The organism is Virgibacillus dokdonensis (assembly GCF_900166595.1).
In the GTDB taxonomy this organism is placed as follows: Bacteria; Bacillota; Bacilli; order Bacillales; family Amphibacillaceae; genus Virgibacillus; species Virgibacillus dokdonensis.
On the sequence record NZ_LT745763.1, the window covers coordinates 2,313,119 to 2,325,478 of the forward strand.

Genomic DNA, 12,360 nt, shown 5'->3' on the forward strand with positions numbered 1-12,360 from the left:
CGCTCTAAACCTTAACGAAAAGCAGCGCCCCTCTCTAACTACAAGCTTAAAAATACTTGTTTAAATATTTCTCAATGAAAAAGATTCCCTTCTGTACGCCATTTACTTCACGACGTATTGTTTATACATCTACAGTATTACACATTACCTCCCAGAAAAGAAGTCTATTTCATCCGTTTTTTCTTTAATCGTGTCATAAAGAAGCCATCCGTCTCAAATGAGTGAGGGAAGATTTGTAAACCCATTTCACTTACACCCGCTGAATCACGTAAGGGTCCTGGCAAATCAGTAAAAAATGTCTGGTCCACTTCAAAAGAAGGATGTTTGTCACAAAAAGCACGTACAACGTGTTCATTTTCTTGCTGGTCGACCGTACATGTGCTGTATACAAGTAGACCTTCTTGCTTTATTAAAGGAGCAACTGTTTCCAGTATTTCCTGTTGAATAAGAGATAACCGTTCTATATCTTGTTCGTGTTTATGATATTTTATTTCTGGTTTCCCTCTAATAACACCCAATCCTGAGCAAGGTGCATCAACTAAAATTCGATCAAAGCTTCCTTTTTGATACATACTTTGTAAATTACGCGCATCCTCTTTAGACGGATGTATAATGGACAATTCAAGTTCATTTGCCTTTGCTTGAATAAGCTTCACCTTTTTAGTATGAAGGTCGTAAGCATCGATTCTTCCTCTATTCTCCATTTTCTCAGCTATATGGGTGGCCTTTCCACCAGGAGCGCTACACGTATCAAGTACATGCATACCAGGTTGTAAACGTAAGATTTCTGCTACAAGCATCGAGGATTGATCCTGGATTGTGAGCCTTCCCTCTTTAAACCACTTGCTCTTTAACACTTTCCCTTCTTCAACAATGATTCCTTGTTGAGAAAAAAAGGAAGGACGCACTTTAAAACCACTTTCCGCCATTTCTTGCATTATTTCTTCCCTATTTGTTTTCAAAGGTTGAATACGAACAGACAATGGCTTGTGATTGGTATTGGCTATACACATTGCTTCTGTCGTCTCTTTTCCATACTGTTGGATCCATCGTTCTACTAACCATTTGGGATGGCTTGTTGTAATTGAAATTCTGGTTGCATCGTCCTTGATAGATGCTGTAGAAGGGACACCTCGTCTTTGCACGGTACGTAGAATTCCATTTACATAGGATGCGATACCTTTGTGTCCTCTTGCTTTCGCTATCTCAACAGCTTCATGAATAATCGCATGGTCTGGTATACGATCTAAATATACCATTTGATACATAGACATTCTTAATAAGACCTTTACCCATAAATCAGGAGTTTTCTTTCGATTTAAAAAAGACGCCAAATAATAATCTAATGTAATTTGTTGCTGCACTGTACCGTAAACTATCTCCGTAAATAATGCTTCGTCTTTTGGAGAAATATCACCTGTTCTTAATTCTTGATTTACAAGTAAATGACTGTATCCTTGATCTTTTTCAATTCGTATTAATGTATCTAACACTTTGCTTCGTAGCGATTCTGTTTTCATTATCATTATTCACCCATTACTTGACCAATTTGAATTCGATTCGGATTACCTTGTAAATAATCCTTAACTTTCATTCTTTTTTTACCAGCTGGTTGTATTTCTGTGATACGGAAACCTTTCTTGTCCCCACAAACAACGATGAAAGCACAGTTATCTGGTTTATCGACAACTTCTCCAGGTTGTCCGTCATACACCTTATCAATTGGTTCTCCCCACCAAATTTTCATTGGTTTGTCTTGCAAAGTCGTATAGGCCACTGGCCATGGATGTAAGCCACGAACATGATTGTATATCACGTGACTAGGTTTATTCCAATCAATTTCCTCCTGCTCCCGTTTAATATTAGCAGCAAAGGTTGCTTGATCGTGGTTTTGTTTCATTGCTTTTATGTCGCCTGCAAATAATTGAGGGAGCGTTTGTGTTAATAATTCCGAACCTGCTTTGGCCAATTTATCGTGTAAACTACCCACATGATCATCTGCATCAATCGATACCTTTTGTTGTGTCAGCATATCACCTGCATCTAATTTTTCTACCATATACATAATCGTAATTCCTGTCTCTTTTTTACCTTCCATAATGGCATAGTGAATGGGTGCTCCGCCTCGTAATTCTGGCAATAAGGAAGCATGTACATTGATGCAACCATATGGAGGTGCAGTTAATAACGCATTAGGCAATAGTTGACCATAAGCTGCAGTTACGATTAAATCAGGGCTATATGTCAATATCTCTTCGTAATTATCCTTTAACTTTTCTGGTTGAAAGACAGGAATATGATGTTTCTCTGCTTCCAATTTTACTGGTGGGGGGGCAAGCACCCGTTTTCTTCCTTTAGGTCGATCAGGCTGGGTAACAGCAAGAACAATTTCATAAGGCGAGTCTATTAATGTCCGTAAAATTGGTACTGCAAAATCGGGAGTTCCCATAAATACAATTCGCTTCATTTCACTACCTACTTTCTTTACATTAAATGATACGGTTGCATATCAATTGAAATCAACAAATCTTCTTTTTTTATTTGCTCCGAAAAAAGCGCAGCAATCTTCCGAAGTTTTGTTTGTAAATGAGGTTCATTTCTGTATTTTATCATGCATTGATATCGATATCTATTCTTTATTCGCGGTATAGGAGATGGAGTTGGGCCTAATATTATCGTTTGATTATGAACAACACTGGATAATTTTTGTACAAATTGTTGTGTTGTGTGAACGGCTTTCACTTGGTTTGTATGTGTAACAGTAATAAGTGCTAAAAAGAAATAAGGTGGATAATGAAATGTTTTTCGCATGACCATTTCCTTTTTATAAAAGCTTTGATAATCGTACTGACTTGCTAGTTGAATGCTATAATGATCAGGAGTATATGTTTGCACAATAACTTTACCATTCAATTCATGTCTACCTGCGCGACCGCTTACCTGCGTCAAAATTTGAAATGTTTTTTCAGATGAACGAAAGTCTGGCAAATGCAGCATAGAATCTGCAGTTAATACGCCAACCAATGTGACATTTTCAAAATCAAGCCCTTTAGCAATCATTTGTGTACCCAATAAAATATCAGCCTGTTTCGTTGCAAATTGGTGCAATAGCTTTTCATGGGACCCTTTTCTCCTTGTCGTATCAACGTCCATTCGAATAACACGCGCTTCTGGTATTAGTTTTAATAAAGCTTCCTCAACCCTTTGTGTGCCAGTTCCAAAATAGCGAATGGTTTCACTTCCGCATTCTGGACATTGCGTCGGCATTTGTTCCTCATATGCACAGTAATGACATTTTAACCGATGACTATACTTATGATAAGTTAAAGCAATATCACAATAAGGGCACTCTTTAACATGACCGCAATCTCGGCACATAACGAATGTAGAGTAGCCTCTCCGGTTTAATAATAGTACGATTTGTTCCCCTTTTTGCAAACAGGCCTCTATTTCCTTTTTTAAGGATCTGGAAAACATCGTTCGGTTACCTGCATGTAATTCTTTACGCATATCTACAATTTCTACTGGGGGCAACGGCTTGTCATTTGTTCGTTTGTTGAGCGTTTCTAGTTGATAAACACCTTTACTTGCTCTAGCATAGGATTCTAACATTGGCGTTGCACTTCCCAAAACGACAGGGCATTGATGATTCATTCCCCGTTGAATGGCAACATCTCTTGCATGATAACGCGGCTGATCTTCCTGCTTATAGGTTAATTCATGTTCCTCATCGATTATAATGACACCTAAGTTTTCAAATGGGGCAAAAACAGCTGACCTTGCACCGACAACGACTTGTACTTCTTTACGTTGTATGCGACGCCATTCATCGTATTTTTCACCTGCAGATAAAGCGCTATGCATGACTGCTACATTCGAGCCAAACCTTCCTTTAAATCGTTTAACCATTTGTGGCGTTAACGATATTTCTGGAACAAGGACAATGGCTTCCTCTCCTCTTTCAATGACTTCCTGAATAACTTGTAAATATATTTCTGTCTTTCCACTTCCCGTTATACCATGTAATAAAAAGACATTATGCTGTTTGTTTGTTACTGTTTCTTTTATAGGATTAATCGCTTCGGCTTGTTGCTCTGTCAATAATAACGGTTCTGTTCTAGTAAAATCTCCGGCTGCGTAAGGATCGCGATAAATCTCTTGTTGAAAAGTTTCTAACAATCCTTTCTTACGTAATGCATTCACTGTGCTATCCGTTGTACGTAGCTGCTTAAGCAAATAGCGTTTCTCAACTGGTTTTCGGTTTTGCAAAAAAAAGTGAAGAATTTGCTTCTGTTTTTTGGCTAGTTTAGATAAGTCTAAAGCCGCTTCCTCCAACTCATGCAAAGGCTTGGTAGGACGGACCATCGTTAGAAATTTTTTTGTAATTCGAGATTTTACTAAATACTCAATTGCTATATCGCCAGCTTTTACCGCTTCTGACAAACGAATATATCGTATATCGGAAGCAATAAACTCTTCATATGGAACAACATTCCTACCTGCAAACAAAAACTCCAGCTCCTCAGACAAACGAGCTTCTGAAAGACGTACGATTTCCTTTTTATAAGTGGCCTTCAATACTTGTGGTAACATCGCCTGAAAGGTCGTTATTTGCAAACTTATCGTTTCATAAGCTAACCATTTTCCAACACGTAATAATTCTTTTGTCAATACAGGCTCAAGATCAAGAACATCATTAAGAGACTTTAGATTAGAGAATTCGGAGCTACTTGCCTTTTCTACTACAAATCCCATCACTTTTCTCGGACCAAATGGCACAATAACCCGAACCCCGGGAGCGACAATATCAAGAAATTTTTCTGGAATGAGATAGTCAAACGTCTGGTCGATGGAACTAGCAGGGACATCGACAATTACTTTTGCTATATTCACGATCATTGATCCTCCAAATCTTCATGAATCAGTTTAACAATTTGTTCAGCTATCACCTGCTTTGTATTCAAAGTGAGGTTTTCCTTTCTCCCTTGTTTATTCAAATACGTAACGGCATTCGTGTCTCCAGCAAATCCGGAACCTTCAAGAGAAATATCGTTAACAATAATTGCATCCAGGTTCTTTTTCTGCAACTTTTTATAACCATTTTCGATCGGTGTTTCTGTTTCAGCAGCAAATCCTACAAGAAACTGATCCTCTTTTTGGTTACCCAACGTCTGTAATATATCTCTTGTACGTTCCATCTCGAGGTATAACGGACCAGGTTGCTTTTTCATTTTTTGATCATACGTGATGCTCGGACGATAATCAGCAACAGCTGCAGCTTTAATGATAATATCACTTTTAGTAGCGTGCTCCAGCATAGCTTCATACATTTCCTCAGCAGTTGTAACATCCACCCTTTCAATTTGATGGTGTTGTACTTGCACTTGACTTGGACCGGCTACCAACGTAACGGAAGCACCTGCATTAGCAGCTGCTTCTGCTATCGCAAAGCCCATTTTTCCGGAAGAACGATTCGTAAAATAACGGACTGGATCTATTTTTTCTTGTGTTGGTCCAGCAGAAATCAACATTTTCTTTCCTTTTAAAAATAATTGTGCCTTTTTCTGTTGATGTACTTCTATCGTTTTTATAATCTGCACCGGCTCTTCTAATCTGCCTTTTCCTACATAACCACAAGCTAAATAACCAGATCCAGGTTCGATAAAACGATACCCCCAGTCTACTAAAGTTTGCATGTTTTTTATAACTGCTGGATGTGCATACATGTGCACATTCATTGCAGGAGCAATATATACATCTGCTTGGGTAGCAAGTAATACCGTCGATAACATGTCATCAGCAATTCCGTTGGCAAGCTTTCCGATTATATTTGCAGTTGCTGGGGCAATAATTATAATATCAGCCCAATCAGCCACATCGATATGAGCAATTCTTTCTGGATCTTTTTCATCAAATGTGTCCGTATATACAGGGTTACGGGTAAGCGCTTGAAATGTTAAAGGTGTAACGAATTTCATTGCATTATCAGTCATGATCACCTTTACATTTGCTCCTTGTTGCGTCAACTTACTAGCGAGACTACAAGCCTTATAAGCTGCTATCCCTCCTGATACACCCAACACAATATTTTTGGAATAAACCATGTTTTTTGCTCCTTTCTTTTCATTTTCCAGTTGACCATGTTGTACTTGTTACTTCATTTTAAATAGGCCTATGCAGAAACTCCCTCGCAACTAAGTTTGCGAGGGAGTTTCTACGCTTCATTATGATAACCTCTTTCATCATCCCTGCAACTGGGAGATATTCCTTATAATTGACTTTTTCCCGCCTCTTCGTCAATAAATAACTTTCCTGCCTGAACTTCTTCCAGTGCCATACCAACGTATTGATAGGATTTTGGGTTATCAATTAACACTTTCTTCGTTTCGCTAATTTGTCTAGCTCTTCTGGCAGCGAGTGTAACAAGGCTATATTTTGAGTTAACTTTTTTTAGTAAAGAGTCTATCGATGGGTCTAGCATTATAATTCATCCTCCAATAATTGTTTATATTGTTTTGCAATGCGCTCCCGCTTTAAGTGTTCACTTTGAATAATCGCTTGAATTTTTTTCACAGCTAGAGCAACATCATCATTTACAACTACATAATCGTATTTGTCCATCATCTCAATTTCTTTTCTTGCCTCTTTTAGTCTGTTTAAGACAAGGTCTTGAGATTCTGTTCCTCTATGAACAATTCTATTTTTTAATTCCTCAAGGCTAGGTGGAAATAAAAAGATAAACACACCTTCGGGGAAGTTCTCCCTAACTTGTAAAGCACCCTGTACTTCTATTTCTAAAAATACATCATGCCCTGATTCCAATGTTTTTTCTACATACTCACGGGGTGTACCATAATAATTATTGACATATTTCGCATATTCTAACAGCTGTTTTTCTTTAATTAGTTGCTCAAAATCCTTCTTGGATTTATAAAAATAATCTACGCCTTCTTTTTCTCCTGGACGTTTTTCACGGGTCGTCATAGAAATGGAATACTTTAAATCTGTATCTTGATTAAACAGCGCCTTACGCACTGTTCCTTTCCCGACTCCGGAAGGCCCTGAAAGAATAAAAAGAATCCCTTTTTCTTCAATCAAATTATTTCCTCCTAATTATCGTCTGTAATTTCTTCATGACTCAATACACGTTGACCCACTGTTTCAGGTTGAACTGCAGACAGTACTACATGATCACTATCTGTGATGATAACTGCTCTTGTTCGTCTTCCGTAAGTTGCATCTACTAACTTATTATTTTCTCTGGCAACTGTAATAATTCGTTTAATTGGAGCTGATTCAGGCGAGACAATAGAAATCACTCGATTCGCTGAAACAACATTACCAAAACCAATATTTATTAGTCGTAAACTCAATATGAACCCTCCGTATATTCTTTCTCTCTATAATTTATATATTCCGTTCTAAAGATTGCTTGAATAGTGTATTACAAATGACCCTTATTTCTACATTGCTTCGCTTCGTTTTTATGACGATCGCGATACTCCTTAACGATTTTTCTTTTAAAAGGACATTTATTACTGAACCTGGCCTTCAGATCACTTTTTTAACAAGCTTCTATTATAAAAACAATTACATTTTAATTTTTATATAAGTGATATAAGAACGCCTTCCTTTCTTACACTATAGGGAAGTATAAAATTTTTAGGGTTTATTGTATCAGCAAAACGATGGTGTTTTATCGTCAGAAAGACTTGGCGATCGCCAAGTCTTTCTAATGCCCATGGATACCCTATTCAAGGTGTTTGCACGAGAAGATAGAAAAACTCCGGTTATGAATGCAGGCTGTTTTTAACAAAGTATTACTATGGTTACATATAAAAATGTCGGCGTTAATAGATAAGATTATAAACGATTGCTAGTTAAACACGAATGAAGTCACAAATATGTTTTCAACCTTTATTCATATTATACGTAAAAAAAGGTGCTTAACACAACTATTACTCCATATTTTGCACTTGTTCTTTAATTTTTTCAATTTCACTCTTGATCAAAATGGTATACTCACTAATTACTGTATCAACGGATTTCGAACCAATTGTATTTGCTTCACGAAGTAATTCTTGAGCAATAAATTCTAACTTCCTTCCAATCGGCTCTGTTAATATGATTGTTTGCTCCATCTGTGCTAAGTGGCTATGCATACGTATTATTTCTTCAGTAATATCGCCTTTTTCAGCTAATAAAACAATTTCTTGATATAATCTAGCTGTATCTTGTAGCGGTTCTTCCATAAAATGATCGGATACTCTACGTTTAATTCGCTCTCGATGTGCAGTTAAAGCAAACGGTTGACGTCCCTTTATTTTTTCTACATATTCTACTAGATTATGTATACGTGTCCGTAAATCTTTTAATAGAGAGACACCCTCTTTTTCCCTCATTTCTAATGCTTGTTTACTAGCATGATTGACTGCATTCATCAACAAGGAAATGTATTCATCCGATATGTTGTTCTCCTTTTCAGATACAGAAAATATCTCTGGAAAGCTAGTAATAACCGTCATTGGCAAATCTCCATTAAGCTGATATCGCTGCTTCAACTCTTGTAACTGCTCCATGTATTGATCTACTAGGTCCCAATTTGCTTCCACCGTTTTTTGTAGCAACGTTTCTCCATAAATTTGAATATATAATTCTACTCTTCCACGTTGAAAAAAGGTCTTGAGTATCCTTCTAAGTTGATCCTCCAAAAATATACATTGACTTGGAATTTTCATACTTACATCAAAATATCTATGATTCACCGTTTTAACCTCAACTGCTATCGTTAACTCATTCGTACCAACCTTCGCTCTTCCGTAGCTCGTCATACTTTTTGCCATACTAATCACTCCATCTATATCGTATTATACCCTCTGTTCCTTTTTATTGAAAAGAGATATGGTTGTCCGTTCTACTACAATCTCAATACAACTCATTATTTAATCGTGTAGAGAAAAAGACAGTTGTTTTAAAAAATTAAATAGTCACTTCTTCCTCCATGCAAAAGAAGCGTGCCATATGTTACGACGGCACGCTCAAATAGTTACTATTATTTTTTAGTAAAACCAAAAATAACGGTCGGTAACGAACTAAGAGCTAAGATTAACGCCCAGTCTCTTAAACTTAAAGATACTGTATGAAAAATAGGTTGTATTGGCGTCCAATAAATAACGACTAATAACAGTACAAGAGATGACAACACAGCTAATACAAGATACATATTTTCAAATGGGTTTCTTGCAAAAATAGATCGCTCACTCCGACAATCAAATACGTGAATCAATTGCGCCATTACTAATGTGGTAAAAGCAATCGTTTGGGCATAAGTTAGATGAGTTGGGTCATTTTGATATGCAATGATAAACCCGATGAGGGTGACAGCACCAATTACGATCCCCCTACTAATGATTTTATAGCCTAGTCCACGGGCAAATACTCCCTCATCTATACTCCTTGGATGTTTCTTCATCACATCCCCTTCTGCTTTATCCATCCCTAAAGCCATTGCTGGTAGTCCATCTGTAACTAAGTTCACCCATAAAATTTGTACAGGTACAAGTGGTAATGGTAAGGAAAGTAACATAGCAAACAACATAACTAAAATCTCACCAACATTGGAAGCTAACAAATAGCGAATAAATTTTCGTATATTTTCATAAATCGTTCGTCCTTCTTCAATTGCAGCTTTTATCGTAGCAAAATTATCATCCATTAGTATAAGCGAGGAGGCTTCTTTTGTTACATCTGTTCCGCTTTGCCCCATACTAATCCCAATATTACTCGCTTTTATAGCAGGTGCGTCATTTACGCCATCACCTGTCATCGCCACCACATGCCCCTTTTGTTGAAAAGCATGGACGATCCTTAATTTATGTTCTGGGGTAACACGTGCAAACACGTAAACATCTTCAATCGTATCTTCCAATTCTTGTTGAGACATATTGTTCATTTGATATCCTTCTAGTACGTTCCCATCTTCTGGCATTAGTTCTAAGTTTAACGCAATCGCCCGAGCTGTTTTAGCATGATCTCCTGTAATCATGACAGTTTTAATACCAGCGTTACGGCATTCTTGAACGGCTTTCTTTACTTCTTTCCGAGGTGGATCCATCATCCCGTAAACACCGATAAAAGTTAAATCTTTTTCAAGAACAGATGATAAAGCATCTTCATCATTGGACAACGGCTTTACAGCAATAGCTAATGTACGTAATGCTTTTTCTGCCATCTGATTAATGGCCTGTTCAATTGCAACTTGCCTTGGTGCCTTTAAAAGTTGTTTTCCCCCTTCTTCTAACACATATGCTGATCGAGGTAATAAAACTTCTGGTGCACCTTTCGTAATTAAAAAGCGGCGTTTCTCCTTATCTTCCACAATGACACTCATTCGTTTACGATCGGAATCAAACGGAAATTCCTTAATAATGTTATAGGCTTGTTTATCTTCTTCACTTAGCCCGATTTTTCTAGCTGCAATAACTAATGCCCCATCAGTTGGATTACCATCAATGGTATATTTACCTTTCTTTTTAGCCAGTGAAGCTTGATTGCAAAGTAAGCCATATAAAAGCATCGTTGACAAATGAGGAGAACTGTTCTTTATTTTTTCGTCGTTGCAAAAAAAATCTCCTTGTAAATCATATCCATCACCAGTTACGTATAGCTGTTTTCCATGAAGCAATACTTCCTTTACTGTCATTTTATTTTCCGTCATTGTTCCCGTCTTATCTGAACAAATAACCGAAGCACATCCCAATGTTTCAACTGCGGACAATTTACGAACGATTGCTTTTTTTCGGATCATACGTTGAACACCGAGGGAGAGTGCGACCGTTACAATAGCTGGCAGGCCTTCTGGAATAGCAGCAACTGCAAGCGAAACACCGGCTAAAAACATCGTATAAGCTGGCTGACCTTGTATAACACCTAATACGACGACTAAAGCAGTAAGCAGTAAGGCAATAACAATTAAAAACTTACCTAATTCTGCAAGTTTACGTTCTAGAGGTGTCATCACTTTCTTTGTATTTGCCATTAGAGAAGCAATTTGCCCCATAACCGTCTGCATGCCAGTGCCAACAACGATGCCAATTCCTGTTCCGCGAGTGACTAATGTCCCCATAAATCCCATATTAACTTGATCTTGTGCATCTAATTTAGCACGGTGGATAGCTTGGGCATGTTTTGATACTGGAAGCGATTCTCCAGTTAGTGCTGACTCTTCCGTTTCTAGACTATCTGAACGAATAATCCGTATATCTGCTGGTATACGGTCACCACTTGAAATCCGAACAATATCGCCAACAACTACATGTTTTGAAGGAATTCTTTCCCATTTTTTATCACGTAGAACATAAGCCATAGGAGCTGATAATTCTTTTAATTTATCAAGCGATTTTTCGGCCTTTTGCTCTTGAAAAAAACCGATACAACCATTGACGATTACAATGACCATAATTGCAATTGCATCGATATATTCACCTAACAGACCCGCAATTAATGTAGCTGCTAATAGAACAAGTACCATAAAATCTTGAAATTGCTTTATAAAAATCAACCATTTTGACATTTTTTTCTGCGCTTCTAAAACATTTTCTCCGTATTGCTTACGTCTTTTTTCCACTTGCTTAACAGATAAACCACGATTAGCAGTAACGTGCAACTTTTTTTCTACATCTTCTACTTCTAACTGATACCATTTCATCCTGCATTCCTCCAGATTCTTACCTTTCAATTTGCCATCATATCGGTTCTTTCCACCGTTCCTTTTACTTTAAATCCTATCCATCTACCAGAAAAAACTGCCTATATCTTATGTTTGTCTAACTAAAAAATGTTGCCACAACTAGAAAATGCATGTGTATAACATGTACATTCGAAAAACTTGGCTTGTCGGCAAACTTTATGACGGAAGGCGTAGTTTTTCTTATACTATAAACCCGTAAAGATTCATGCTTTCCTATAGTAGAACAAAAGATCGGGACGCCCGTTTAGCAATGTAGCGACTGGAACGAATCAACGAAAAATAAAGGAATCATGCCAAATAGGAGTATGCCGACGTCTGGCGGCAAGCCCGTTTTTAGTCGGCCTTCCTCTTAGCCACGAACCGATGATGACGTAGCGTAGGGCGATTCGTGAAGTCGCCTAGTTGCTGGCCTCATCCGCCGGACGTGGCTTATTCGGCTATGTTGTTATACACAAGCCACTAATTTTATACTTTTGTATAAAAAACCGCCTTCAAGTGCTTTTCATAATAGATCGTGACTCGACATACGAGCCATCATGCTTCGTATCTTTTAAAAGAGATCTATTCGAGCGGTTGCTCTTTGTACTACCTCTTTCCATATATGTATGCAG

The 12,360-nt window shown here is 37.6% G+C and carries 9 protein-coding genes; all 9 read right to left on the reverse strand.

What is annotated here, in order from left to right:
• Nucleotides 1-164 precede the first annotated feature (164 nt).
• On the reverse strand, nt 165-1,520 hold the full coding sequence (gene rsmB, locus B2C77_RS12460; RefSeq protein WP_077704227.1) for a 16S rRNA (cytosine(967)-C(5))-methyltransferase RsmB: 1,356 nt from the start codon (nt 1,518-1,520) through the stop codon (nt 165-167).
• Nucleotides 1,521-1,525: 5 nt separating this feature from the next.
• The gene (fmt, locus tag B2C77_RS12465; RefSeq protein WP_077704230.1) at nt 1,526-2,467 is read right to left on the reverse strand and encodes a methionyl-tRNA formyltransferase; all 942 of its coding nucleotides are present in this window, start codon (nt 2,465-2,467) and stop codon (nt 1,526-1,528) included.
• 17 nt (nt 2,468-2,484) lie between these two features.
• Nucleotides 2,485-4,893: a primosomal protein N' gene (gene priA / locus B2C77_RS12470; RefSeq protein WP_077706904.1), complete on the reverse strand. Its 2,409-nt coding sequence runs from the start codon at nt 4,891-4,893 to the stop codon at nt 2,485-2,487.
• Between the two features lie 2 nt (nt 4,894-4,895).
• On the reverse strand, nt 4,896-6,104 hold the full coding sequence (gene coaBC / locus B2C77_RS12475) for a bifunctional phosphopantothenoylcysteine decarboxylase/phosphopantothenate--cysteine ligase CoaBC (RefSeq protein WP_077704233.1): 1,209 nt from the start codon (nt 6,102-6,104) through the stop codon (nt 4,896-4,898).
• A gap of 164 nt (nt 6,105-6,268) precedes the next feature.
• Complete coding sequence (gene rpoZ, locus B2C77_RS12480; protein WP_101934024.1) at nt 6,269-6,484, reverse strand: DNA-directed RNA polymerase subunit omega; 216 nt, start codon at nt 6,482-6,484, stop codon at nt 6,269-6,271.
• Nucleotides 6,481-7,098, reverse strand: coding sequence for a guanylate kinase (gmk, locus tag B2C77_RS12485; protein WP_077704235.1), 618 nt, complete (start codon nt 7,096-7,098; stop codon nt 6,481-6,483). Before gmk ends, rpoZ begins: the two co-directional genes overlap by 4 nt.
• An 11-nt stretch (nt 7,099-7,109) precedes the next feature.
• Nucleotides 7,110-7,373, reverse strand: coding sequence for an extracellular matrix/biofilm regulator RemA (gene remA / locus B2C77_RS12490; RefSeq protein WP_073005196.1), 264 nt, complete (start codon nt 7,371-7,373; stop codon nt 7,110-7,112).
• A gap of 585 nt (nt 7,374-7,958) precedes the next feature.
• Complete coding sequence (locus B2C77_RS12495) at nt 7,959-8,843, reverse strand: YicC/YloC family endoribonuclease (protein ID WP_077704238.1); 885 nt, start codon at nt 8,841-8,843, stop codon at nt 7,959-7,961.
• Nucleotides 8,844-9,052: 209 nt separating this feature from the next.
• Nucleotides 9,053-11,707: a calcium-translocating P-type ATPase, SERCA-type gene (locus B2C77_RS12500; protein WP_077704241.1), complete on the reverse strand. Its 2,655-nt coding sequence runs from the start codon at nt 11,705-11,707 to the stop codon at nt 9,053-9,055.
• Between the last annotated feature and the right edge of the window lie 653 nt (nt 11,708-12,360).